The 24,228-nt window shown below is 64.6% G+C and carries 22 protein-coding genes; 7 read left to right on the top strand and 15 right to left on the bottom strand.

The genetic code is table 11. The features are described from left to right. Window positions 1-232 precede the first annotated feature (232 nt). The 4 genes from FPJ27_RS26710 to FPJ27_RS26695 all read left to right on the top strand — a co-directional run bounded on the left by FPJ27_RS26710 (window position 233) and on the right by FPJ27_RS26695 (window position 5,345). Window positions 233-1,453 (top strand): MFS transporter, encoded by a 1,221-nt coding sequence (locus tag FPJ27_RS26710; protein ID WP_072441768.1) that lies wholly within the window; start codon window positions 233-235, stop codon window positions 1,451-1,453. A gap of 214 nt (window positions 1,454-1,667) precedes the next feature. Further along, window positions 1,668-2,486, top strand: a complete 819-nt coding sequence (locus FPJ27_RS26705; protein ID WP_072441638.1) for a TetR/AcrR family transcriptional regulator — start codon at window positions 1,668-1,670, stop codon at window positions 2,484-2,486. Between the two features lie 157 nt (window positions 2,487-2,643). Further along, window positions 2,644-4,398, top strand: coding sequence for an AMP-binding protein (locus FPJ27_RS26700; protein WP_204426272.1), 1,755 nt, complete (start codon window positions 2,644-2,646; stop codon window positions 4,396-4,398). A 29-nt stretch (window positions 4,399-4,427) separates the two neighbouring features. Continuing rightward, entirely contained in the window at window positions 4,428-5,345 is a 918-nt protein-coding gene (locus FPJ27_RS26695) for a DUF1571 domain-containing protein (RefSeq protein ID WP_072441644.1), read from the top strand. Between the two features lie 27 nt (window positions 5,346-5,372). Here FPJ27_RS26695 and FPJ27_RS26690 read toward each other — a convergent pair whose 3' ends face one another. Next, window positions 5,373-5,657 carry a PXPV repeat protein gene (locus FPJ27_RS26690; RefSeq protein WP_072441647.1) on the bottom strand — a complete coding sequence of 95 codons (285 nt, stop codon included), beginning with the start codon at window positions 5,655-5,657 and terminating at the stop codon, window positions 5,373-5,375. A gap of 294 nt (window positions 5,658-5,951) precedes the next feature. Between FPJ27_RS26690 and hfq the strand changes: the two genes are divergently transcribed. Beyond that, window positions 5,952-6,533 carry an RNA chaperone Hfq gene (hfq, locus tag FPJ27_RS26685; protein ID WP_034184055.1) on the top strand — a complete coding sequence of 194 codons (582 nt, stop codon included), beginning with the start codon at window positions 5,952-5,954 and terminating at the stop codon, window positions 6,531-6,533. Window positions 6,534-6,612: 79 nt separating this feature from the next. Here hfq and FPJ27_RS26680 read toward each other — a convergent pair whose 3' ends face one another. The 14 genes from FPJ27_RS26680 to FPJ27_RS26615 form a co-directional block, all read right to left on the bottom strand. Beyond that, entirely contained in the window at window positions 6,613-7,320 is a 708-nt protein-coding gene (locus tag FPJ27_RS26680) for a DUF2968 domain-containing protein (RefSeq protein WP_072441650.1), read from the bottom strand. Between the two features lie 56 nt (window positions 7,321-7,376). Then, a complete protein-coding gene (locus FPJ27_RS26675; RefSeq protein ID WP_072441652.1) occupies window positions 7,377-8,768 on the bottom strand; it encodes a sigma-54 dependent transcriptional regulator in 1,392 nt (463 codons plus the stop codon). A gap of 11 nt (window positions 8,769-8,779) precedes the next feature. Continuing rightward, the gene (locus FPJ27_RS26670; protein ID WP_204426271.1) at window positions 8,780-10,810 is read right to left on the bottom strand and encodes a pilus assembly protein TadG-related protein; all 2,031 of its coding nucleotides are present in this window, start codon (window positions 10,808-10,810) and stop codon (window positions 8,780-8,782) included. Between the two features lie 11 nt (window positions 10,811-10,821). Then, window positions 10,822-11,151, bottom strand: a complete 330-nt coding sequence (locus FPJ27_RS26665; RefSeq protein WP_204426270.1) for a DUF3613 domain-containing protein — start codon at window positions 11,149-11,151, stop codon at window positions 10,822-10,824. Window positions 11,152-11,171: 20 nt separating this feature from the next. After that, a complete protein-coding gene (locus FPJ27_RS26660; protein ID WP_204426269.1) occupies window positions 11,172-12,014 on the bottom strand; it encodes a pilus assembly protein in 843 nt (280 codons plus the stop codon). Between the two features lie 18 nt (window positions 12,015-12,032). Next, entirely contained in the window at window positions 12,033-13,025 is a 993-nt protein-coding gene (locus FPJ27_RS26655; RefSeq protein WP_204426268.1) for a type II secretion system F family protein, read from the bottom strand. Window positions 13,026-13,029: 4 nt separating this feature from the next. Further along, window positions 13,030-14,028, bottom strand: coding sequence for a type II secretion system F family protein (locus FPJ27_RS26650; protein ID WP_204426267.1), 999 nt, complete (start codon window positions 14,026-14,028; stop codon window positions 13,030-13,032). Continuing rightward, on the bottom strand, window positions 14,021-15,391 hold the full coding sequence (locus FPJ27_RS26645) for a CpaF family protein (protein WP_174421427.1): 1,371 nt from the start codon (window positions 15,389-15,391) through the stop codon (window positions 14,021-14,023). The genes FPJ27_RS26650 and FPJ27_RS26645 overlap by 8 nt, the downstream gene beginning before the upstream one ends. 3 nt (window positions 15,392-15,394) lie before the next feature. Next, a complete protein-coding gene (locus tag FPJ27_RS26640; RefSeq protein ID WP_204426266.1) occupies window positions 15,395-16,669 on the bottom strand; it encodes a fimbrial protein in 1,275 nt (424 codons plus the stop codon). 60 nt (window positions 16,670-16,729) lie between these two features. Continuing rightward, entirely contained in the window at window positions 16,730-18,061 is a 1,332-nt protein-coding gene (locus tag FPJ27_RS26635) for a type II and III secretion system protein family protein (protein WP_204426265.1), read from the bottom strand. 64 nt (window positions 18,062-18,125) lie between these two features. Further along, a complete protein-coding gene (cpaB, locus tag FPJ27_RS26630; RefSeq protein ID WP_204426264.1) occupies window positions 18,126-19,055 on the bottom strand; it encodes a Flp pilus assembly protein CpaB in 930 nt (309 codons plus the stop codon). A gap of 67 nt (window positions 19,056-19,122) precedes the next feature. Continuing rightward, a complete protein-coding gene (locus tag FPJ27_RS26625) occupies window positions 19,123-19,614 on the bottom strand; it encodes a TadE/TadG family type IV pilus assembly protein (RefSeq protein WP_204426263.1) in 492 nt (163 codons plus the stop codon). Continuing rightward, the gene (locus FPJ27_RS26620; protein ID WP_204426262.1) at window positions 19,611-20,111 is read right to left on the bottom strand and encodes a prepilin peptidase; all 501 of its coding nucleotides are present in this window, start codon (window positions 20,109-20,111) and stop codon (window positions 19,611-19,613) included. Before FPJ27_RS26620 ends, FPJ27_RS26625 begins: the two co-directional genes overlap by 4 nt. A 99-nt stretch (window positions 20,112-20,210) precedes the next feature. After that, entirely contained in the window at window positions 20,211-20,438 is a 228-nt protein-coding gene (locus FPJ27_RS26615) for a Flp family type IVb pilin (protein ID WP_204426261.1), read from the bottom strand. Window positions 20,439-21,121: 683 nt separating this feature from the next. Here FPJ27_RS26615 and FPJ27_RS26610 point away from each other — a divergent pair. Then, the gene (locus FPJ27_RS26610; protein ID WP_204426260.1) at window positions 21,122-22,717 is read left to right on the top strand and encodes a collagen-like triple helix repeat-containing protein; all 1,596 of its coding nucleotides are present in this window, start codon (window positions 21,122-21,124) and stop codon (window positions 22,715-22,717) included. 40 nt (window positions 22,718-22,757) lie between these two features. Then, the gene (locus FPJ27_RS26605; RefSeq protein WP_072441690.1) at window positions 22,758-24,110 is read left to right on the top strand and encodes a collagen-like triple helix repeat-containing protein; all 1,353 of its coding nucleotides are present in this window, start codon (window positions 22,758-22,760) and stop codon (window positions 24,108-24,110) included. Window positions 24,111-24,228: the final 118 nt, after the last annotated feature.

The following is a 24,228-nucleotide window of genomic DNA, read 5'->3' as shown; positions in this document are numbered from 1 at the left end:
ATACAAAACGCCTTCCGGAATGATACAGATGCCTGTCGCCGGTCCGGCACGGCTTCGTTTCCGTTTCCGAAACAGTTCATTTCGTAGGGATTATTCCCGATTCGGCGTTATCGCGCCCCACATCGCATGGCGCCGCGGCCTACACTCGATCAGTGCCCGCGCACCGCGCGCAAGCCGGGCCGGCATCCGCATGCACATCCTGAGCGCGCAAGCCAACGAGGAGACCTCGGACATGAGCTGGACCCGCGAACAACGCAACGTCACGATCGCCGCCTACCTGGGCTGGACGCTCGACGCGTTCGATTTTTTCCTGATGGTTTTCGTGCTGAAGGACATCGCCGCCGAATTCGCGTCGACGATCCCCGCCGTTGCGTTCGCGCTCACGCTGACGCTCGCGATGCGCCCGCTCGGCGCACTGATCTTCGGCCGGCTCGCCGACCGCTTCGGCCGCCGCCCGACGCTGATGGTCAACATCGCGTGTTATTCGCTGCTCGAACTCGCGTCGGGTTTCGCGCCGAGCCTGACCGCGCTGCTGGTGCTGCGCGCGCTGTTCGGCATCGCGATGGGCGGCGAATGGGGCGTCGGCTCCGCGCTGACGATGGAAACCGTGCCGACCCATGCACGCGGTTTCGTGTCGGGACTGCTGCAGGCCGGCTATCCGAGCGGCTATCTGCTCGCGTCCGTCGTGTTCGGCCTCTTCTACCAGTACATCGGCTGGCGCGGCATGTTCATGGTCGGCGTGCTGCCCGCGCTGCTCGTGCTGTACGTGCGCACGCACGTGCCCGAATCGCCGGCGTGGAAACTGATGGAGAAACGCCCGCGCCCGAGCCTCGGAACCACGCTGAAGCAGAACTGGAAGCTCACGATCTACGCGATCGTGCTGATGACCGCGTTCAACTTCTTCTCGCACGGCACGCAGGATCTCTATCCGACGTTCCTGCGCGAACAGCATCACTTCGATCCGCATACCGTGTCGTGGATCACGATCGTGCTGAACATCGGCGCAATCGTCGGCGGACTGTCGTTCGGTGCGATCTCGGAACGGATCGGCCGGCGCCGCACGATCTTCATCGCCGCGCTGATCGCACTGCCCGTGCTGCCGCTGTGGGCGTTCTCGAGCGGCCCGATTGCCCTCGCCGCGGGCGCGTTCCTGATGCAGATCTCGGTACAGGGCGCGTGGGGCGTGATTCCGGTCCACCTGAACGAGATTTCGCCCGACGAAATCCGCGCGACCTTCCCCGGCGTCGTCTACCAGCTCGGCAACCTGCTCGCGTCCGGCAACGCGACGATGCAGGCATCGCTCGCCGTTTCGCACGACAACAACTACAGCTTCGCGCTCGCGCTCGTGGCCGGCATCGTCGCCGTCGCGATCGCCGTGCTGATCCTGTTCAGCCGCGAGCGGCGCGGCATCGACATGACGCAATCGGTCAATACGCGTAGCACGGTCGGCTGAATCCGCACATTGACGCATCGCACCATCGCGCGCGCCCCGCCCCTCGGGGTCGCGCGCCACGCTTGCCGCAATTGCACATCGAACTAGAGGAATTTGTCCAGATTCCCCGCTTGCCCGCTCCGCCCGCGTTTTTTTATCTTAATAAAAACGACTGTTTGAATCAGACAATCAAATCACCTGTTCGCGGCCGGGCGACCGGCATGGGAGGCGGAACATGGCAGTAAGTCAGGAGGGGCGGCCATCCGCGGGACGGCCGTCCGGGGCGCGATCATCCGGCCCTCGGCAGACCGGCGGGACGAAGGCGCGCATCCTCGATGCGGCCGAGGACCTGTTCATCGAGCATGGCTTCGAGGCGATGTCGATGCGGCAGATCACGTCGCGCGCGGCGGTCAACCTCGCGGCGGTCAACTACCACTTCGGCAGCAAGGAAGCGTTGATCCATGCGATGCTGTCGCGCCGGCTCGATCAGCTCAACCAGGAACGCCTCGGCATCCTCGACCGCTTCGATGCGCAGCTCGGCTCGCACATCACCTGCGAGCACGTGCTCGGCGCGATGTTCATTCCCGCGCTGAAGGCGTCGCGCAACCCGGAACGCGGCGGGCCCGGGTTCCTCCGGCTGATCGGCCGCGCGTACACCGATCCGTCGCCGTTCGTGCGCAACTTCCTGACCGCGCACTACGCGAGCGTCGCGGGCCGCTTCTTCGACGCGTTCCAGCGCGCGTTGCCGCACCTGCCGCGCACGGAGCTCGGCTGGCGGCTGCACTTCGCGATCGGCGCGCTGTCCGGCGCGCTCGCGGGTGCCGAGACGGAAAGCCTGATCGACGAGTTCTCGCAAGGCCGCACAATGAACGACGTGCAGATGATCGCGCGGCTGTCATCGCTGATCGTCGCCGCGCTGAAGGCGCCGATGCCCGACAGCGCTCAACTGTCGATTTTCGCGGCGGTGCTCGACGACGCGGGAGCGAGCGAAGCGTTCGGGCTGCCGTCGAGTGCGGCAGCAGCCGAGACGGCGACGCTGCATTCCGCGAACTGAGTGCGCGGGGCCACACGCGACTTCCTGTTCACGATTTGATCGATACGAGGGGTCATGCGGTGCGTCGAGGCGCCCGTGTTGATCGCCCGTGAAGCATGGGGCACGGGCAGGCATCGAAGCGCCTGCCCGCGCCAAAAGCAAAGACCGGAGACACGTCATGTCATCTTCCGCAGCAACCGCAGCGGCCCAGGTTCCGCCGAACACCGACGGTATCTGGTACGCGTCATACCCGCCCGGCGTACCGCACGAAATCGACGTCACTCAATACGCATCGCTCGTGCAGTTCTTCGACGAATGCACGACACGCTTCGCCGAGCGCGTCGCCTACGTGAGCGCAGGCGCATCGATGACCTATCGCACGCTCGCGCAGAAAGTCGACGCATTCGCGTCGTATCTGCAAAGCCTCGGCGTGAAACCCGGCGACCGCGTCGCGATCATGCTGCCGAATACGTTCCAGTATCCGGTCGCGCTGTTCGGCACGCTGAAGGCCGGCGCAATCGTCGTCAACGTGAATCCGCTCTACACCGCGCGCGAACTCGCGCACCAGCTGAAGGACAGCGGCGCGCAGACGATCGTCGTGTTCGAGAACTTCGCGAGCACGCTGCAGGAGGCGCTGCCGGAAACGCAGGTGAAGAACATCGTCGTCACCGCGCTCGGCGACCTGCTCGCCGACGGCTTCAATGCGAAAGGACGCCTGATCAATTTCGTGCTGAAGCACGTGAAGAAGCTGGTGCCGGCCTACCACCTGCCGCAGGCGATCCGGCTGCGCTCCGCACTTGCGCTCGGCGCGCGCGGCAAACCGCAGCCGGTGCAGATAACGCGCGACGACCTCGCGTTCCTGCAATACACGGGCGGCACGACCGGCGTCGCGAAAGGCGCGATGCTCACGCACGGCAACCTGATCGCGAACCTGCTGCAGGCGAAGGCATGGATCGCCGACCAGGTCTCGGGCGACGTCGAAACCGTGCTCACACCGCTGCCGCTCTATCACATCTATTCGCTGACGGTGAATGCGTTCATCTTCATGGGGCTCGGCGGGCGCAACATCCTGATCGCGAACCCGCGCGACATGAAGATGGTGATGAAGATCATCCGCAACGAAACGTTCACGGGAATCACCGGCATCAACACGCTGTACAACGCGTTCCTCGACAACGAGGAATTCCGCAAGCGCGACTTCTCGAAGCTCAAGCTCGCGATGGCGGGCGGGATGGCGATGCAGCGTGCGGTCGCGGAGCGCTTCCAGCAGGTGACGGGCCGGCCGGTGGTCGAAGGCTACGGCCTTACCGAATGCTCGCCGATCGTCACGATGAACCCCGTGAACCTGAACGACATGGCCTCGTTCAGCGGTTCGATCGGCCTGCCCGCCCCGTCCACCGTCGTGCGCTTTCGCCGTGAGGACGGTACCTGGGCCGCGATCGGCGAGCCGGGCGAGCTGTGCGTACACGGTCCGCAGGTGATGCGCGGCTACTGGCAGCGCCCCGACGAGACGGCCAAGGCGATCGACGCCGACGGCTGGCTCGGCACCGGCGACATCGGCGTGATGGACGAACGCGGCTTCATCCGCCTCATCGACCGCAAGAAGGACATGATCCTCGTGTCGGGCTTCAACGTGTATCCGAACGAGATCGAGGAAGTGCTCGTGATGCATCCGGGCATCAGCGAGGCCGCCGCGATCGGCATTCCCGACGAGGTGCAGGGCGAACGAATCAAGGTGTTCGTCGTGCGCCGCGACCCGTCGCTCACCGTCGACGACGTGCTCGCGCACTGCCGCAAGAACCTGACCGGCTACAAGATGCCGAAATTCGTCGAGTTCCGCGACGCGCTGCCGCAGACGAACGTCGGCAAGATCCTGCGCCGCGCGCTGCGCGACGAGGAGCTCGCCAGGATCAAGACCGCGAAGCAAGACTGAACGATCCATCGCTCCGGGAGAGGCTGTCGATGAACGCAGGAAAGAAGCGCAGCGCGCGGCATGCAGCCGCCGCGGCAGTCGCGTGCATGCTGTCGCTCGTTCCGCCGGGCCTGCATGCGCAGGAAGCGGCCGATGCCGCGAGCGCGGCACAGGAGGTCGCGCTGCCGGCGGACCTGGCGAAAATCACGCGCGACCCGGTCGCGCAACAGGCGCGCTGGCTGCGCACGGCCGCGCAGCGCGGCACGCTCGCGCAGCTGGACGACGCGACGCTCACGACGCTCTTCAAGGCGCTCGACCCGCTCGCCGTGCCGCTCTATATCCGGAATGGCCCTAACGGCTATCCGTCGTACCAGTTCACGATGGTGCGTCAGGAGCGCATCAGCGGGAAATGGTCCGACACGCCCGACCGCATGCTCGTGAAAACCACCCGCGAGCCGCTGCGGGTATATGCGAAATGGCTGCCGGGAGGCGCGCATGCCGGCCAGGAGACGATCTACGACACGACGCAGCGCAAGGACGAGATGTACGGCCATCTCGGCGGCCTGCTCGGCAAGATTCCGTTGTGGACGGCGCTCGACGGCGCGCTCGCGCGCGCCCAGTCGAATCACCAGGTGAAGGATCTCGGCACCGAGTTCATCACGAACCTGTACCTGACCGAAGGGAAGAAATACCAGGAAGCCGGCGTGCAGCGGCCGACCCGGGTGGAGGCAAAAACGATCGGCGGCGTGCGCGTCGTCGCGCTCACCTACGAAACGCCGACCGGCCGGCCGCAGTTCTACGCGAAGAAGGAAGTCCTCGGGCTCGACCTGCACGCGCCCTATTTCCGGACCGTCGAGTCCTACGACAACGACGGCAAGATCTTCGAGCGGATCGTCATCGAGAAAATCGCGCCGGCGACGCTAGACGACACCGCATTCGACCCGAAAAACCCCGACTACGCGTTCTGATGCGCACCGGCAGGGCCGACCTCGGGCTCAATCGTCATCGTCGTCGCCGTGGTGCTTGCGCCAATGCTTGTAATAGTGCTTGCGCCACTTCCGGTAGCGATCGTCGTCGTCATCGCCGTAATAGCCGTATCCGTAGCCCGGATAGGCGACCACAGCCGGCTGCGGCGCCACATAAACCGGTGCCGGCTCGACATAGACCGGCGCGACCGGTACGCCGATGCCGACCGACAGGTCGACATGCCCCGCCATTGCACTTCCGGAAGCCAGCAACGCCATGCCCCCGACCAACCCTGCCACTTGACTCTTGTTCATGCTCCGGATCCCTGATAAGCCGGCCCGCCCGGCTCGCGCGACCAAATGTAAGCGCCGCGCACGCACCGAGGTGATACGGCGCTGCGAGAGTCGTAACGCGACGTAACGAAACGGCTTTGGCCGTTCGGCCGAATCGCGAAAATGCGCCGGAACGTCTATAGTGGGTTACGGTTCGACACAATCACGACTGCGCGCTTCCCTATCGAACAGGGTAGAATTCCGCCAAACGCCTTGTGGACGAACATGCCACACACGCACAACATATTCTCTGACGCAGGCTCCTGCCGCACCTCAATGGCCAATCCCGCAGAATCCCATCCGCAAAACGACTTCATCAATTCGGCGCGCAAGGAACGTAAGCGCGTTGAAATCTATCTCGTCAACGGCATTCGTCTGACGGGATGTATCGAGTCGTTCGACCAGTACCTGGTGATGCTGCGCACCCCCGTGGGTCTGCAAGGCATCTACAAGCGCGCGATTTCCACGATCCAGCTCGACACGGGCGGCTCGCGCCCGGGCGGCGGCGGCCCCCGCGGTCCGCGCACCGGTGGGCGCCCCGGCGGCCGTGAAGGCGGCGGTCACAGCCCGTACGGCTCGCACGGCGGCCCGCGCGAATCGCGTGGCGACGGCGGCGGCTACGGTTCCCGCGAACCGCGTGAAGGCTATGGCTCCCGCGAGCCGCGCGAAGGTTACGGCTCGCGTGAACCACGCGAAGGCTACGGCGCACCGCGCGAACCCCGTGAGCCGCGCGAAAGCTACGGCGCGCCGCGCGACACCGGTGACGCATCTGGCAACACATCGCCGTCGGATGCACGCGGCGGCAACGGGCCGGTGATCGTCACCCGCCGCCGGCGAATCGTGCCGGACGGCCAGTAAAACAAAAGGGCAAGCCAACGGGCTTGCCCTTTTCTCTTGTGCGGCCGGCGCGGCATGTCGCCGCACCGCCACTCTCGGCTCAGCGTGCCGTCCTCGGCAGGCCCGCGTCGGCCTCGCGCTGCAGCGAACGCACCTGCTGCTGCAACGCGCGCAGTTGCGACTGGAGTTCGGCCTGCTGCGCCTGCAACGCGACCGTCTCGCTGCGTACGCTCTTCTGGCGATCCGCGACCGCTGCCTGCTGCTGGCGTGCAATCGAGATATCGGCCTGCAGACGCCGCGCACGGTCCTGCGTGACTTCGATCTGCTTGTCCATTTGCGCCTTCTGCGACTCCAGCTTAGTCGCTCGCAGTTCGTTGACGGCCAGCCGCTCTGCCTGATGCGAGAAATCGCGATAGATCGCTTCCGCGCGCGTTTCGTCGTAAGTCTTGATCACGCGCCAGAACGCCTTCTGCTGGAACAGCGCGACGAAGTACGCACCATCCTTCACGTTGAACAGCAGGCTCGCACCGTAGCTGCCGTTGTAGCTCGTGCGCATTTCCGTCAGCGTGTGCGCCTGGATCTGGCGCTGCAGGTCGTCGACCGTGCTCGGCCCCGTCGTCTCGCCCGCCTGCGGCTGCACCGACGTCTGGACCTGCGAATCGATCACCGGAATCGCTGCCACCGGCGCCGACGCCTGCTGCACCGCCGGCGAATCGCTGCCTGCCAGCCCCTGCGCGTAAGCGCCCTGCATGCCTCCTACCATGGCGAACAACACACACGCCCGCCCCAACCCCGTCATATGGCTCATGAAGTTTTTATTCCCCGCCCGAGTCGTTGTAATCCAACGCGATTTTATCTCATTAATTACTCGCTTTCGCGTGTCTCGGGCTCTTCGTCGAAGATCTGATATTTGCGCATTTTTTCCCACAACACCTTGCGGCTGATGCCGAGCTGCTGCGCCGTGTCCTGACGCCGCCAACCGTTTGCATCGAGCGCCGCGATGACGCGATTGCGCTCGTTCATGTCCCACTTGCTTCGATCGACGAAGACCTCGGCCGCACTCTCCGCCGGCACCGGCTGTGCCGAGTTACGCGCATGCGCAATCAGCCGCTGCAGCCGCGCGGCATCCCACCCGCCCGTCTGCCGCACCGTCACGCCGACACGCTCGGCGAGATTGCGCAATTCGCGCACGTTGCCGGGAAAATAGCTGTCCGCGACCGAATCCGTCAGCCAGTACGGCAGATCCGACAACTCGGCGAGCCGGTCCTCGCCGACGACCTGCGCGACGAACGACTTGAACAGCGCGATCTTGTCGACCGCGCCGCGCTCTTCCAGTGACGGAATGCTCAGCTCGATCACCGCGAGCCGGTAGTAGAGATCCGCGCGGAACAGGCCTTCCTTCACGAGCTGCGGCAGCTTCTTGTTGCTCGCCGCGACCAGGCGGAAATCGACCTTGACCGACGTCGCCGCGCCGACGCGCAGCACCGCGCCGTCCTCGAGCACGCGCAACAGCTTGACCTGCTGGTACAGCGGCAGATCGCCGACTTCGTCGAGGAACAGCGTGCCGCCCGCCGCCTGCTCGAAATAGCCTTTATGCGCAACAACCGCGCCCGTGAACGAGCCTTTCGCATGGCCGAAGAACAGCGATTCGAACAGGCCGTCCGGAATCGCGCCGCAGTTCACCGGTACGAATTCGCCGTGCCGGTAGCGCGAATGCTTTTCGTGCAGCAGTTGCGCGATGCGCTCCTTGCCGACGCCGGTTTCGCCGTGCAGCAGCACGTTGGTGTCGCAGTCGGCGAACGTATCGACTTCGTGCAGCAGCGCCTGCATCGATTCCGAGTGCGCGACGAGTTCGGACGGCTGTAACGTTTCGGCCGCGTGCGCACGCAGTTGCGTGACGAGCTTGCCGATCATGCCGCGCAGTTCGGCGCACGTGAAGTCGAGCGGCAGGATGTGCGAATACTCGGGCGGATACTGCGACGCGTCGTGGTCGCGCGCCGCGCCGACCCAGACGACCGGCATGCCGATGTTGGCCTGCCAGTCGCGCAGGAACGCCGCGCCGGTTTCGATCATCGACACGCTGATGATCGCCAGCGACGGCCGCAACGCGGCGCGTTCGGGCGAGATCTCCGCGTTGTCGGCACGGATCACTTCGACGTCGAAGCTCGCCATGCACCGGGCGACGCGGTCGACGATGTCCGCCTTGCCTTCCCAGACGTAGAGGTCGAGTTCTGCGATTGCGGGCGTGGTTCTCATTGCTAATGCTTTTAATGGACGATTTGCGGGGCGTTGCAGGTCAAGCTATGTTGTATCACTGTCAACTGGCCGATTTGCAATCCTAACGCCGTCAACAAGGGCGTTACCAACGTGTTGATCAACGGGTTGACCAGGCCGAGCAGCAAAGGAATGAGCTGCTTCGTGAGCGGCTGGAGAAGTACACTCAGAATCGATAAATCCAGCCCCGGAACGCTGATCTGGACCGACGGCCCATTCAACAGATTGGTCAGTTGCACGTTGAGGGAATTGGTCGCTGTCGACGACGTGCTCCAGGTAGGCCCCGGTGACCATGCGGACGAAGTACATGCGCCGTTACTCGGCTTGGTATTGCAGAACGAGTATGGCTGATTATTCGGGTAAATCGAGCCGGTCGAGGTCAGCGACAGGCTGGCATTCAGCGCGCCCGGGGTCGAAGGCAACGGCGGTCCGCTATAGACGGGCGCATTAGTGCCGCTCCCGATGGAGGCTACGGGATTCGACAGCGATAGACTGACTTGCACAAGCGAAAAACTGCCGAGTATCCCTGCCCCTGACACCTGCGCAACAGGAATCACACCCGAGTCAGACGCACAACTGGGAGAATTGAGGTTCAGCGCCCCCCCGGTCCTTGGCCCGGCGCAAATCATCGCCACGCCCGGCAACGCTCCGAAGGTCGCGGTGCTCGATGCCGGATTAGATTGGCAATTCGTATTAGCCAACCAAGCGCGCGCCGGGCCGCCCAGAACGATATAGAGCGGCAAATGCGGCCCGGAAAGCTGAATCGTCAATAGGCCAGGAATTCCCAGCGGCGGCGGATCCGACAACACTTGCAAATCTGCGTAGACCCCGATCTCCGCCTGCGACGCCTGTGTGCGCCAGATGCCATTCACTTGTCCGGCCTCGCCAATTCCAATCGACGGCGGCGCCAGCACCTGCAATTGCAAGCTATTGACTCGAGCAAGCGACGATACCGCTGCAATGAGCGGACAAAACGCACTGCCGGGGCAGTTGGTTTGATTCACCGACAGCGTCAGTGCGCTGTTGTATGCGCCTATCTCTGCCGTCGTGAGCAGCAACTGAAGCACATTGACACTGACGTTCGCCGCCGCCTCCGGAGTGCTACCCGAGTATTGAAGGAGATTACCCAACGAGATCTTGTTGGCATTGACATTTGCGCCGACTTTGGCACCCAGCGAAGTGAGCACAATGCCGACCGTGCTATTCGTGCCCACCGCCGTAGCGGCAAGATTAAGGATATCGGATACGGACAGATTGAGGCCGAGCAATTGCCCAATACGGGGTGGAGTCGACATGCCGGCTGTGCCGAGTTGCGTCGCGGCACTTGCCAACTGACCCAGCGTGACGTTTGCCCCGGCCAATGACTGATAACTGGCCAAGCCTACATTGACGTTAGTCGACGCGCCCAGCAAACCGGTGAGCAACGGATCGAGTATCGCCGACGAGGAGGTATCCAGATTGGCGAGCGTCGCACCTACGCTAAACGTGTCGATCGCCGCCGCACGCGCGGTCGCAGTCGCCGAAACGACCGCCTGCCGACCACTTAACTGGTTCAACAGTCCCAGGAAAAAGTAGTTCACCTGTCGGTATGCCGTAACCTGGGCTGCATTCGCCACAGACGGCGCCGGTGTCACGTAAGCCGCCGCCGGATCCCATCCCCCACAGCTAACGGCGAATTGATCGTTACCCAATGTGGGAGTTGCCTTAGCCGCAGCGTCTATCAACGTAAACGAATAGCCCTTGTCGTTGAAGTTCAGGCTAGTCGTCACGTTATTTTTCGCATCGCTCAGGCAACGGTTCGGATCGCTCGTCATCGGCTGTACTGCCGCCAACGCCGCCATATCCGCGATCCTTTGCAGATCCCGCTTCTGGAAATACAGATTCCCGACGTCAATCGCCCCTAACACGACAATCGCAACCATTACCCAGATGGCCGCCATGACCGCAATGGAGCCACGCTGACGACGTCTCCTCATCCAGCCTGCGCCGTGCCGCCGAACCACGTATGACTGATCTGCGCGCATCGTCATCTCGCTTACTGCGCTCCTTGACCACCGCCCGACATGCCGCTGGCGGAACCGAGCTGCGAGCTCATCGAACCCGGAACCTTGTTCTTGAACGAATCGAGATAGCGCTGGTAGACGAGCGACGCCACGTCGCCGAGCAACGGCTGCGTCGGTGCCGCCGCGCGATTGTCGCGTTGCATCGTGAGCCAGTCTCTTGTCGAGTGGCCTACGTCGGACGCGCCCGCAGTCACGGCCTCTTGCCCGAATGCCCCGGCGGAACCGGCCGCCGCGCAGACGATCGCGGCCAGCACCGCGATCCGACCCGCGCGCACGCTTCGATGATGTTTGTTGCCGTTCATGTCGTTCCCCCGATGCCTGTTCATTGTGCAAACCGTTGCAACAGCGGCACGGTCTGATCGTAGCCAACATTGTTCGCCATCGGCGTGATCGGCGCGGTGGTGCCGCGCCGCGACACCACCGGCGGCGTCGCGACCGCGCGTTGCTGCGCGCGCGCCGCCGCGGTAATCCTCGCGGCGTCGCTGGCGATGTCCTTGCGGATATCCGCCGGCAGATGTTGCTGGTTCATCAGCCTCTGCGCGTCCTGCGCGCGACCTGCTGCAAACAGGTAAAGCACGAGGTTGCTGACGATTTTCGGATTGCGCTGATCCAGCTCCGCCGCCTTCATCAGCGGCACGCGCGCTCCGACAACATCGCCGCCGCGCAACTTCGCGTATGCGAGATCGGACAGCATCGACGCATCGGTCGGCGCCAGCTCCGACGCTTGCGTCAGCGTCTGCGCCGCGCGGTCGAAATCACCCGCCGCGCCCGCGAGCAGCCCGAGCCCGCGATAGCCGCGCGCGGCGAGCGGCGTCTTCAGCAACTGCGTGTAGGCGGCTGCGCTCGCGGCCGGCTGGTCGGTCATCCGCAGCGCGTCCGCGCGCAGCAGGATCGACTCCGGCATGACACCGTAGGTCTTGTCGTACGCGTCGATGTGCGCGAGCGACGCGTAATAGAGCCCCTGCGACTGCATCCGCTGGATCAGGCCGAGGTACATGCCCGGCGTATCCGGCACGGCCTGCTTCTGGTCGGCCGCCTGTATCAGCGCCGCGCGCTCCGTCTGCGCGCTCACGCCATAACCGCTGTCCTTGGTCGCGCACGCGCCCAGCAGCAACACCGCCGCTACCGCACCCGCCCGTATAGCCATTCCGCCGATCCGCTTCATCGTCATTCCTTCCGTCCGTCAATGATGCCGCGACAACGCGTGCATCACCGCCAACATGCCGGGCCCGGCCGTCACGATCAACAGCGCGGGCAACAGCGTCAGCACCATTACCCCGGTCATCTTCACGGTCAACCGGCCGATCCGCTCGCGCAGCATGGCCCGACGCGTTTCGCGCAGCCGGTCCCCGAACTGCTTGAGCGGCTCCTGCACCGCGCCGCCATGCTTGTCGACCTGGATCATCAATCGCACGATCGCGCGCAAGTCCTCGTTGTCGAATCCGACGGACAGCCGCTGCAGCGACTGCTCGCGCGTGCGACCCGCAGCGAACTGGCGCTGCGCGATTCCCACCTCCGACGACAGCACCGGCAACATCCCGCGAAAATCGTTCGTCACGACTTGCAGGCTCTGGTCCAACGACAGTCCAACCCCTTGCAGCAAGCGCAGCATGTCGACGAGCAACGGCAGTTCGTCGACCACGCTCTGCCGACGCGCCGCCGCACGGCGCTGCACGTAGAGCTTCGGCAACATGAAGCCGAGCCCGAAGGCGGCGAACATGCCGACCATCCAGATACCGCCCTTCATGCGCCCGCTCGCGAAGATCGCGAACAGCAGCGGCAACCCGATCCCGCACGCGACCCGCGCGCTCAGGAACAGCCCGCGCGTGCGCGCGTCGACATAGCCGCATTGCTCGAGCAGGCGGCGATCCTCTTCCGCGACAGCGTATTTGCCGAACCCGGTATCGAGCCAGCGCACGCCCGCCGCCGACAGCCTGTCGAGAAAACGTTCGACGCGCTGCCCGCCACGCACGTCGGGCTTCGCAGGCGCATCGCCATCCGGCGCGGTTCGCGCTTTCGCTGCCGCGAGCGCGGCCATGCGCCGGTCCAGCGCATCGACCAGCGCGCGTTCGGCACGCGCCGCGGCACTCGCGCGCAACATGGCAACAATGCCGAGCAGCAGCACCCCGAGCGCGCCCACCGCCAACGCAATCGCCCCGATTTGAGTCGCTGTCATAACATCACCTGAGTCGAGCCATCCGATACAGCCATACGCTGCCGACCAATTGCATCAGGAACGCGGTCATGAGGAGCGTTCGCCCGCTCGGATCGTTCCACATCCCGTGCAGATACCTCGGGTTTGTCATCACGACAAAGCTGCCGATTGCGATCGGCAGCATCACGAGGACGAACGCCGACAGCCGCGTCTCCGACGACATCGCGGTCAATTCCCGCTCGGCCTGCTCCAGATCGCGCATGAACACGGCCATCCGTTCGAGCATTACGTCCGCACGGCCACCGTATTTGACGGACAAGCGCAGCACCGAGCCCACGAGTTCGAACTCTTCGGTCCGGTAGACCTTCGCGATGTGCATCATGGCGCGATCGATCTCGATACCGCCGCGCAGCATCCGCGACACGAGGTCGAGACAGCCGCGCAGCGGCTCCTCGGTCGTCAGCAGCGCGGACTGGAACGCCGCCGGCACGCTGTTGCCGAGCGTCACGAGACGCACGATCCCGTCGAGAAACGACGGGATCTGCCGGACAATCTTCAGTCTGCGCCGCTGAATTCGCGACGCGAGCCAGACGCCGAGCATCGAGCTGCCGCACGCGAGCGCCGCGAAGCACGCAAGCGCACCCCCGCGACTGCCCGCGAATGCCGCGGCAACAACCAGCACGGCAAGCGCGACGAGCGTCTTGCCTCGTGCATCCTCGATCCCGGCGCGACTCGCGAGGTTCGTCAGATACTCGGATGCAGTCGCATACCAGTGCGCCCAGAATGCGTCGGTCGATACATTCCGTGCTGCGCCCGGCTGTGGTACGGTACGCACAGCACCTGCCGCGGACTGCCGTGCCGGCTGCGCGGCGACACCGGCACGTGCGCCGGGTTCGAGCCGGCTGTCGATGAAGCGCTTCGCGTCGGTTCGCACGCGCCGGGTCTCCGCGTGACGCCACAGCATCATCGCCGCCGCGACGCACAGCATTGCGCACGCCAGCACCCATACCATCGCGCTATACATTGAAGCCCCCGCCGCCGCGGCCGAACCCGCCACCGCCGAAGCCGCCGCCAAACCCGCCATCGCCGAATCCGCCGCTCGTCAGCGTCTGACGGAAGCGCGCAAGCTTCGGCGAATGCGGATGAATGCCCAGCGTTTCCCAGTGGTCGACCTCCTCGCCCTCGGGCGTCACGCGTGCTTCGTAGCGGTAAAGCTCCTGCATCGCGATGATGTTGTCGGACAACCCGGTAACTTCGGTGATCGACAGGATCCGCCGCCGCCCGTTCGACAGGCGCCCGATCTGCACGATGAAGTCGATCGCGTTCGCGATCTGCCGACGCAGGCTCGACTCGGTCCCCTGGAAGCCCGCGAAGCCCGCCAGCATCTCGAGACGATACAGGCACTCGCGCGGCGAACTCGCGTGCACGGTGCCCATTGAGCCGTCGTGACCCGTGTTCATCGCCTGCAGCATTTCCAGTACTTCGCCGCCGCGCACTTCGCCGACGATGATCCGGTCCGGGCGCATCCGCAGCGTATTGCGCAACAGATCGCGAATCGACACGATGCCGGTGCCGTCGAAGCCGCCCGGCCGGCTCTCGAGCCGCACGACGTGCGGGTGGTTCAGCGACAGTTCCGCCGTATCCTCGATCGTCACGACACGCTCGATCTCGGGAATGTGGAACGCGAGCGCGTTGAGCAGCGACGTCTTGCCGGAACTCGTACCGCCCGATACGAGAATGTTGCAGCGCGCCTCGACCGCCGCCTGGAGCAGCGTGTCGATCTCTTCATTGAAGGTTCCGTTGGCGAGCAGGTCGGACGGCTTCAGCGGATCCTTGCGGAATTTCCGGATCGATACGACCGGGCCGTCGATCGACAGCGGCTCGATCACGACGTTCACACGGCCGCCATCGGGCAGCCGCGCATCGACCATCGGGTTCGACTCGTCGAGACGGCGGCCGATCGGCGCGAGGATGCGCCGCACGATCCGCAACAGGTGCGCGTTGTCGGTGAAGCGCACCGGCAGCTTCGCGAGGATCCCGTGACGCGACACGTACACGTCGTTGTAGCCGTTGATCAGGATGTCCTCGACAGCCGGGTCCGCGAGCAGGTCCTCGATCGGCCCGAAGCCCGCGAGTTCCTTCGTCAGCGCCTCGGCGATCGCGCGCACCTCGTTCTCGTTGAGCGGAATGCGGCGCAGGCGCACGAAGCTGTCGATCTCGAGATCGACGAACTGATTGATCGCCTGGCGGGACCATCTGCCGAACTCGGCGCCCAGTTCTTCGATGCGCGTCAGCAAGTGCTCGTGCGCGGCATTCTTGATGTCGTGGAATTGCTGCGTCTGGGAGAACGGCGCTGCGCCGTCGGCAAATTGAATGTCGTGTGCCATCGCTTACGACCGCTTGGACGAGGGTTGAATGAAACGCTTCAGCGCGGACAGGCCGGATGCAGAACGCGGTGCCGCCGATCTGACCGACACGCCTGGCAGCCGCGCGGCGAGAGACTCGAGCGCGCGCACGTACGGATCGCGCTCGGCCATATCGACGATGAGCCGGCCCTGGTTCGCCGCACGGCCGATCGCGACGCGGCGCGACGGCAAGGTTCCAGCCAGCGACAGGCCGAGGCGTTCGGCGATCTGCGCGGGCGTCAGGTCGAGTGCGGGGTCGTACTGGTTGACGACGAGCCGCACGCGATCGGTTTCGACACCCGCGTCGCGCAGCCCGGTAAGCAGATCGGCTGCCGACACGATCGACGCGACGCCCTGATCGCAGACGAGCCACGCTTCGTCGGCCGGGCTCGTGATCTGGGCGACGAACTCGCGGTTCGAAAAGCCGCCGAGATCGACGATCTGCTGATCGAAGAATGCGCGAAACCGGTTCAGCAAACCGGCACACGACGCATACGAGACGTCGCGCAGCCCACCGAGATCGGCCGGCAGCGTCGTCAATGCGATGCCGCTCTCATGCCGCGTCAGCGCGGTATTCACGAAGGTCCGGTCGATGCGGCGCAGGTTGTGAACCGCATCGATGAAATGGAATTCGCAGCGGGTATTCAGGAACAGCGCGCCATCGCCTGCCGGCAGCCCCAGGTCGACGAGCGCGGTCTGGCGACCGGCCGGGGTGCCGCCATTCGGCACCCCGGCCGCCCCCGGGCTCGCGGCGCGCTTCTGCAGCCATACGGCGAGATTCGCCGCGAGCGTGCTCACGCCCATGCCGGCGCGCGCACCAAGCAACACGACCAGCTTGCCGTGGCGGCTCGCCGGCTCGGCTACGTTCGCAAGCAGCCCGCGCGTCGTGCGCAACGCCTCCTCGGCCGGTGCCGACACGTCGATGAAATCGCGAACGCCGGCGCGCAATGCGGCGAGCGTGCTCTCCGGCTGTGCGAGCGAGCCGAGCGCGACGATCGGCAACCCCGGATGCGCGGCGCGAACCGCGGCGGCGGCACTGCTCGCTGCCGTGCTGCCATCCGAGAAATCGATGAAGACGAGCGCTGGATTGAGGCCCGTGATGCGCTGTGCAAGCACGCCCGGTTTGAGCGATGCGGCCTCGACCGCGCCGGCCGACACGAGCGTGTCGGCCAGCCAACGGACATGCGCGTCCTGTTGCGATGCGCAAATGAAATAGTCGGTCACGGCGGGTTCACACAATGATTGGGTTCGCGCGTTCATGTTGAACACCCCCGATTAAGCAAGGCGTGCCGATGCACCGCAACACGCGATGCTTCGCACTCATTTCGAAAACCCCGGTGCAGCGTCCGGCGATGCGGCGCCGCCCAGATACGACTGCCAGACCGGCCCGTTGCGCTGTTCGGACAGCTCACCAGGCGTTGCAGGCAGCACCGCCCCCTTCGCGATAGGCGCAACGAGATGCGGCGTCACGATGATCAGCAGCTCTTTGTCATTCTGCTGATAGTTCAGATTCTTGAAGAACGTGCCGATGATCGGCAGATCGCCGAGCAACGGCACCTTGCTCACATTCGACATCGTCTGGCGATCGATCAGGCCGCCGATCACGAAGCTCTCGCCGTCACCGAGTTCGACGGTCGTATCCGCGCGGCGGGTCGTGATACCCGGAACTGCGACGCCGCTGATCGTCACGCTGTTCACGAAATCGAGCTGGCTCGACTCGGGCGCGACCTTCAGCGCGATCCGCTGCGGGCTCAGCACCGTCGGTGTCAGCGAGAGTCCGACACCGTATTGCTTCCACTGGATCGCGGTCGAGCCGAGCCCTTGCGGCGACGGCACTGGAATCTCGCCGCCCGCCAGGAAGCTCGCACTCTGCCCGGACAGCGCGACAAGCGTCGGCTCCGCGAGCACGCGCGCAAGATTGTTCGCCTCCAGCAGCGACAGGTCGGCGAAGATGCCGCGCCCGGCTGCGTTCACGACCAGGTTGAAGGCCGACGCCACGGGCGCACCGAGCGTCGGGATGTAGCCGGCGGTACCGGGGCCTGCTCCGCCGTTGTATGACTGCACACCGCCCGGCGAGAACGAGCCGAACGAGAACCCGTTGCTTTGCTTGAAGAAGTTGAAACCGACCTGCTTGAGCACCGAGCGGCTGAATTCGACGACGCGCACATCGACCTGCACGACATTCTTGCCGGCGATCGTCGAGCGATCGATCACCGTGCCTTTCCCCGCCATGTTCCTGCCGACTGCGACTGCACGTTCATGCGCGTCGAGCGATGCCGATGTTCCCCGTAACACGGCCGTTCCGCCATACGCGTTCGCGCGCGGTGTGGAAGCGTCCAGGACCGCTTGCGCAGCCGCATCGACGACCTCGACGTTCCAGACCGTCGGCTCGTCATGACCGCGCTCCCACAACATTACGTTCGTCGCCCCCGGCGCTTTTGCGGTCAACAACAAGGAACCGGAACGACTACCCTTCATGATCAGCACGTCGGCAATCGCCGGATCGCCGACCGCGACTCGCTGCAGTGCGCGGCCAGCCGAAATCTGCCGCTGTGCGCCGACCGCGAGTTCGATCGTGCCGCTCGCGCTCGCAAGCGATGCGAACGTCATGGTCCAGATAGCAATCGCGAATGCAATCAGTGTGTTTTTCATTGTTCAGTAGACCGTCGCACGGTCTTTATGTGTCGTCGCTGATATCGATGGCCATCGATGTTGTTCAATACGCAACCGTTTCCGACCGGCCGCCGCGGACCACCTCGACGCTACCGCCGCCGCTCCCCCCAACCGGCCGCACGACCGGTGGCAGGCGCGACGGCAACGGCGGCACGTTCACGTTGGCCACGGCGCTTCTCGGTGTGCCGGACAGTTGTTGCAGCGATACGCCGGCCGCGGCAAGCGCCGACGGCGACAGCTTGTTATCCGTGCGTGCCGCAACTGTCTGCATCGCAAGCTCGTCATCGCGCGGATTGCGCAAAGCGAGCGTCAGCCGGCCGCTCGCCTCACCGAGCGTCAATGCATCGACCTGCGCCGTCGGTACTGCAAGCACCGCGATACGAACATTGCTCGGCTGACCGTTATTGCCGTTCGTGTTGTTGCCGCTGTCGCGATCCGGTGTCGCATCGCCGAACGACAGCACACGCACCCTCGACATCAGGAGTCGCGCTTGCGTCTGCGACACTTCGCCGTCGAGCAGCGAGCCCTCGCGCTTGAGGTTCAGGAACACGTCGACGAAATTGCCGGGCCGCAGCCGATTGCCGACCGCGTTGGTCTCGTCGACGCGAACCGCGATCGCGCGCTCACCCGGCTGAACATCCTCGGCGAGCCCTGACACCAGCGCGTCCGAGACGACCGGGGTCGATGCCGGGATGTCCCTCGCAGGAACTCGACCGACCACTACAGCCGGATCGGTAAACGCGCCTGTCGGCGCGGGCGCGGTCGCTTGAACCTTCAATGCGTCGGCAGCAATCGGTTGACCGACCGGCAGCGTGCGCGTTGCGACCACGACCGGTACCGGGTTCACGGCAACAACCTGCGATGTGGGCGCGGGATGTGGCATGCTGCGTCCGAGCATCCAGGCGTAGATTCCGAGCAGTACGGCGATCGCGATTAGCAGCCCGGCGATGATCTTCGTCAAATTGTTGGTCATGTTGAAATGTGGATGCCGGGAAAAGAAGCCCGAAAATTCTTACGTCACGCGACTCATGATGCGTATGTCACAACATGGACTGCGGGATTTGCACAACCGCTGAGCTCGTCAACGGCCCATTCAATATTTGCCCCGCAAGCGGCATCATCGTCAGCCACTGTAGAGGCGAATAGCTTGCAGTGACCGTCAGACAGTTCGTCGAACTCGACGAGCCATCGGTGCACGTTTTGGTCTTTACCGTCACCGATAACAGTTGCGAATTGCTGTTCAACCATCCCAGTGCATTCAACGTGGTATTGCATGCGTTCTGCGTGCGCATGAGCGGATTCGGCACAGAAGTACAGGGGCTCTGGTCGGACCCGAGACTAGACGCATAATTCAAGCCGGCGCGCGCCCCTTCGCTGACGGCGAACGTCAGGCTCTGCTGGATGACGAAAATCATCCCGAAGCTGACGATCGCATAGAAAATCATGAAGAACAGCGGGAACACGATCGCGAATTCGACGGCCGTAGCACCGCGCTGATGCCGCCATCGGCATGGCCTTCTTTGGTGTTTCATCGTGCCCCCTCCGTCGCAACGAGGTAGACGAGCCATGCGGCCACCGGCGCCACGAGACACGCCGCATAGGGCGTCGCCCGGCGTCCGCCAAGCATTAGCGTGGGCTCCCCATGCAGCCACAACGACCGAATTGGCGTGCGCGATAACAGCATCAGGGTAAGAACATGAACGCCGGCCGCAAGACTAGCGACAATCCAGAGCCAGAGCAGCGCACCCACACCACACCATGCCCCGAGTACGGCGAAGACTTTCACGTCTGCCGCGCCCATTACGCGCAGCAGGAAGAGCGGGAGAAAAGCGATCAACCCGACCAGCATGCCAATCATTGCCTGGACTGGGGAAATGCCGAATGGGTTCTCGTTGAGAAACACGCCCAAAAAACCAACCGCCAATCCAGTCAAGGTCAGCGAATTCGAAATTCTCCGAAAACGAATATCGCTTGCCGCGACAAGCATCGCCCAAGCCAGGAATGTCCCGATAAAAATAAAATGTGCCATCGCATCACTACCAGCCGAGCATGCTGCGACAGACGGATTGCGCAAAGCAATCCGCCTACCACCACATCGGGGCAATCTTATAGCGGTGATGAGATTGACTTATTTCCAGGGCGCCGTGCAGGCAGTATTGGTGGTAGCGCTAGTACCGGTGCCCGTTGTAGGCGAGGTTATGCAGTTCCCGAGATTGTTGAACATGTTCCCAAGACTGCCCCCGATCGACGAAACCCCGGCAACGATCGCCACGGCGATCAACCCCGCAATCAGTCCATACTCGATCGCGGTGACCCCGTTTTCTTCCTTAAGGAAGCGCTTGATGAGTGCTTTCATTGTATTTCCTCGTGCCTGTTTGTACGTACGTTCTTTGGCCTTTTATACGTATCCATCTCTGCATATCTGGCCATTGCCCCGCGCTGTTCGCCACATCTTTTGCGACGACAACCGGGTGCGCTTTCTTTATAGGTCGCCCCAAGGGGCATGTCTCACGATTTGATGCAAATTAACATTCGCGATAGCAATCCTCCTCGAACGTTGTGTACCGAACCGTACATTTGCTTACATCTGCTCCGGATTCTATATCCGATCTCATTTAAGTTCCAACCTCTTTTAACCACTCGGATCGAAAAAAATGACCGCGAGCACGACGTATTTGTACGGCGTTTCGGTAGGTCTTACACATAGGATTTACGATAGGTTAGATGTGCATACCTAATCCACCAGTAAAACAATTGCCTCGTCCACCAAGGCAGCGCGGACCCCACGTTACGCCGCAGCCGTAACGCCAATGTTGTGACGTTACGTTACGAAACGGCCGAAACCGTTCTCATTCATCTGCGCTTAAACAGATTCAACAATCTTTCAATTCCCAGAAGTTCCTTTCCCGACAAGGAATTGCCTCGTTTAAAACCTGTTGTCGAACCGTCGGCCATCGAAATGGCACGACAGTTGCAGAGTAGTCCTCGCGGCACTCAACACAACGGCAGTTCACAACACATTTTTAATGCGAGGACAACATGGACATTAAGGTTATCCCTCATGGCGTGTTCCGGACGACTCTGATCGCGGCCACCGTTGCAGCCATGCTTTCCCTCTCCGCGTGCGGCGGCTCCGGTTCCATCAGCCAGGGTCTGGGCAGCGGCGGCTCGAGCTCGGGCGGCGGCGATTCGATCTCGACGTCGGGTGGCGGCACCTCCGGCGGCACGTCGGGCTCAACGAGCGGCAGCACGTCGGGCAGCACCAGCGGATCGACCAGCGGCAGCACGAGCGGTTCGACGAGCGGCAGTACCAGCGGCTCGACGAGCGGAACGACCAGCGGTACGAGCGGCACCTCGGGTGTGTCGTCGAACGCGGTAGGGAGTGTCCTCGCAAGCGGCAGCAATCTCGTCACGGGTGTCGGCGGAACCGTCTCGGGTCTCGGCTCCGTCATCGCCAACCAATCGCTGCCGGGCGTCAACCCGGCCACCACGCAAGCCGCGGGCGGCATCGTGCAGAGCGTCGGCGGCGCAGTCACCGCGCTCGGCAACGGCCTCGGCAATGGTCTCGGCCAGCTCGGCGCGACGAAGGATCCGATCGGCACCACGGTTGCCAGCACGGGCGGCGTGGTCAACCAGCTCGGCGGCGCAGTCACGCAGACCGGCAACCTGGTCACGAGTCTCGGCAGCGGCCCGCTGTCGCCGCTCGCACCGGTCACAGGTGCCGTCGGCGGCCTCGTGTCGACACTCGGCGGCGCCGTGTCGAACGGCGGCACCACCCTCACCAACGCGCTGTCGACCGGCCCGATCCAGCAGGTCACGCAGACGGTCAGCTCGGCCATCACGCCGATCACGACGATGGTCGGCCAGACGACCCAGACGATCGGCACGGCGACCGGCCTCGGCGCGCCCGTCAACACGCTGCTCGGCACGGTCGGCAACGGCCTGAACCAGGCCGGCGCACTGCTCGCATCGACGGGCGGCAACCCTGTCACGACGGGCCTCGGCAACACCGTCTCGTCGACCGGCAACACCGTGAAGGCTGTCGGCGGCCTGCTCACGGGCGGCACCGGTGGCGCGACCAACCCGCTCGCACCGCTCACTGGCCTCGTCTCGACGGTGACCGGCGCACTCGGCGGCGCAACGGGTGGCGGCAGCGGCCCACTCGCCCCGGTCACCGGTCTCGTCTCCACGGTCACCGGCGCTCTCGGTGGCGCAACGGGTGGCGGCAGCGGCCCGCTTGCACCGGTCACCGGCCTCGTCTCCACGGTCACCGGCGCACTCGGCGGCACAACGGGCGGCAGCGGCAGCCCGCTCGCGCCGGTCACGGGCCTCGTTTCGACGATCACGGGCGCGCTCGGCGGTGCAACGGGCGGCACGAGCGGCGGCCCGCTCGCGCCGGTCACGGGTCTCCTCGGCGCAGTCACGGGCGCACTTGGCGGCGCAACGGGCGGCGCAGGCGGCAGCAGCCCGCTCGCACCGGTGACGAACGCGGTGTCCACGGTCACCAGCACGGTCGGTGCACCGGCATTGACCGGCGGCACGGGCGCCGTCACGAGTTCGGGCTCGTCGTCGAATCTGCTCGCGCCTGTCACGTCGCTGATCGGCGGCCTGCTCGGCGGCACGCACGGCAAATAAACCGATATCCATTCATCGACAAGACAGCGAGGAGTTCACCATGTCCCAGCAACGTTCTCTCACGACGGCCACCCTGCGCCAGTGGCGCATGCCCCTCACCGCTTTCGCCGCAGCCTGCCTGCTGGCCGCCTGCGGCGGCGGCGGCGTCAGCTCGCCGCCGACCAGCAACAATGGCGGCTCGTCCAGCGGCACGAGCGGTACGTCCGGCACGAGCGGCACCAGCGGCACGACCACCACCGGCACCAAGGGTGTCGTCAGCACGGTCGGCCAGACGGCCACCGACCTCGGCAGCACGGTCGGCAACATCAGCCTACCGGGCCTCGGCGACGGCGTAACGAAGGGTGTCGGCAGCACGGTCGCCAGCACCGGCACGATCGTCGGCGCAGCCGCCGATGCGGTGAGCAACGGGCTGGGACAGATCGGCTCGACGAAGGATCCGGTCGGCACGACGGTTGCCGGTCTGGGCAATGTCGTCGGCGCGACGAGCAACACGGTGTCCGGCCTGAGTTCGACGGTCAAGGCGCTCGGCACGGGCCCGCTCGCGCCGCTCGCTCCCGTCACGACCCCGGTCGGCACCGTGCTCGACACGGTCGCCAACGGCCTGACGGCCGCCGGCACGACGATCGGTTCGACGCTGTCGTCGGGTGCCGTGCAGCAGGTCACGCAGCCGCTCAGCTCGGTGATCACGCCGCTCGTGATCACCGCCGGCCAGGTCACGCAACAGGTCGGCACGACGACCGGCCTCGGCCAACCCGTCTCGGGCCTGCTCGGCCAGATCGGCGGCGCGATCAGCTCGGCCGGCAAGCAGGTCGGTAGCACGTCGAACCAACCGCTCGTCGGCGATGTCGGTCAACTCGTGACCGCGGTCGGCAACACCGTCACCAACGCGGGTGGTCTCGTCAACCCGAACGGCCCGAACGGTGCAGCACCGATCCCCGGTCTGATCACGAGCCTCGTCGGCGGCTCGACAGCTGGCGTCCAGAACGGCACGTCGTCGAGCTCCGGTTCGACGAACCCGCTCGGCGGCCTGCTGTCGGGTCTGGGCTCGACGCCGCTCGGCTCGCTCACGGGTGCAGTCGGCGGCGCAACGGGCGGCACGAGCAGCGGCCCGCTCGCTCCGATCACGAATCTCGTATCGACGGTCACGGGCACGCTCGGCGGCGCAACGGGCGGCGCAGGCAGTGCAAACCCTCTCGCGCCTGTCACCGGTTTGCTGAATACTGTCACCGGAGCAGTCGGCGGTGCAGCAGGGTCCGGGGGCTCGAGCCCGCTCGCACCGGTCACGTCGCTGGTCGGCGGCGTGTCGGGTACGGCATCGTCGGGTGGCGGTTCGACGGGGCTGCTCGCACCGGTAACGGGGTTGCTGGGCACGCTGGGTAGCGTTGGCAAATAAGGACGACGGTCGCACCTTCGCAGCCGGAGCGAACGGCGCGGCCGTACAAATACACCCGGCATAGCGGCACGCGTCGCGCGACACCCAGGTGTCGCGCGACAGCATTAGAAAGAAGATG

The organism is Burkholderia sp. MS455, from assembly GCF_016899445.1.
Taxonomy (GTDB): Bacteria; Pseudomonadota; Gammaproteobacteria; order Burkholderiales; family Burkholderiaceae; genus Burkholderia; species Burkholderia pyrrocinia_C.
The sequence above is the reverse complement of the archived record's forward strand: the minus strand, read 5'-3'. Positions and strand labels throughout refer to the sequence as shown.

Excerpts from the sequence above, each read along its gene's own strand:
- FPJ27_RS26710 (WP_072441768.1), top strand. The coding sequence starts at position 233 with ATGAGCTGGACCCGCGAACAACGCAACGTCACGATCGCCGCCTACCTG.
- FPJ27_RS26705 (WP_072441638.1), top strand. The coding sequence starts at position 1,668 with ATGGCAGTAAGTCAGGAGGGGCGGCCATCCGCGGGACGGCCGTCCGGG.
- FPJ27_RS26700 (WP_204426272.1), top strand. The coding sequence starts at position 2,644 with ATGTCATCTTCCGCAGCAACCGCAGCGGCCCAGGTTCCGCCGAACACC.
- FPJ27_RS26695 (WP_072441644.1), top strand. The coding sequence starts at position 4,428 with ATGAACGCAGGAAAGAAGCGCAGCGCGCGGCATGCAGCCGCCGCGGCA.
- FPJ27_RS26690 (WP_072441647.1), bottom strand. The coding sequence starts at position 5,657 with ATGAACAAGAGTCAAGTGGCAGGGTTGGTCGGGGGCATGGCGTTGCTG.
- hfq (WP_034184055.1), top strand. The coding sequence starts at position 5,952 with ATGGCCAATCCCGCAGAATCCCATCCGCAAAACGACTTCATCAATTCG.
- FPJ27_RS26680 (WP_072441650.1), bottom strand. The coding sequence starts at position 7,320 with ATGAGCCATATGACGGGGTTGGGGCGGGCGTGTGTGTTGTTCGCCATG.
- FPJ27_RS26675 (WP_072441652.1), bottom strand. The coding sequence starts at position 8,768 with ATGAGAACCACGCCCGCAATCGCAGAACTCGACCTCTACGTCTGGGAA.
- FPJ27_RS26670 (WP_204426271.1), bottom strand. The coding sequence starts at position 10,810 with ATGCGCGCAGATCAGTCATACGTGGTTCGGCGGCACGGCGCAGGCTGG.
- FPJ27_RS26665 (WP_204426270.1), bottom strand. The coding sequence starts at position 11,151 with ATGAACGGCAACAAACATCATCGAAGCGTGCGCGCGGGTCGGATCGCG.
- FPJ27_RS26660 (WP_204426269.1), bottom strand. The coding sequence starts at position 12,014 with ATGAAGCGGATCGGCGGAATGGCTATACGGGCGGGTGCGGTAGCGGCG.
- FPJ27_RS26655 (WP_204426268.1), bottom strand. The coding sequence starts at position 13,025 with ATGACAGCGACTCAAATCGGGGCGATTGCGTTGGCGGTGGGCGCGCTC.
- FPJ27_RS26650 (WP_204426267.1), bottom strand. The coding sequence starts at position 14,028 with ATGTATAGCGCGATGGTATGGGTGCTGGCGTGCGCAATGCTGTGCGTC.
- FPJ27_RS26645 (WP_174421427.1), bottom strand. The coding sequence starts at position 15,391 with ATGGCACACGACATTCAATTTGCCGACGGCGCAGCGCCGTTCTCCCAG.
- FPJ27_RS26640 (WP_204426266.1), bottom strand. The coding sequence starts at position 16,669 with ATGAACGCGCGAACCCAATCATTGTGTGAACCCGCCGTGACCGACTAT.
- FPJ27_RS26635 (WP_204426265.1), bottom strand. The coding sequence starts at position 18,061 with ATGAAAAACACACTGATTGCATTCGCGATTGCTATCTGGACCATGACG.
- cpaB (WP_204426264.1), bottom strand. The coding sequence starts at position 19,055 with ATGACCAACAATTTGACGAAGATCATCGCCGGGCTGCTAATCGCGATC.
- FPJ27_RS26625 (WP_204426263.1), bottom strand. The coding sequence starts at position 19,614 with ATGAAACACCAAAGAAGGCCATGCCGATGGCGGCATCAGCGCGGTGCT.
- FPJ27_RS26620 (WP_204426262.1), bottom strand. The coding sequence starts at position 20,111 with ATGGCACATTTTATTTTTATCGGGACATTCCTGGCTTGGGCGATGCTT.
- FPJ27_RS26615 (WP_204426261.1), bottom strand. The coding sequence starts at position 20,438 with ATGAAAGCACTCATCAAGCGCTTCCTTAAGGAAGAAAACGGGGTCACC.
- FPJ27_RS26610 (WP_204426260.1), top strand. The coding sequence starts at position 21,122 with ATGGACATTAAGGTTATCCCTCATGGCGTGTTCCGGACGACTCTGATC.
- FPJ27_RS26605 (WP_072441690.1), top strand. The coding sequence starts at position 22,758 with ATGTCCCAGCAACGTTCTCTCACGACGGCCACCCTGCGCCAGTGGCGC.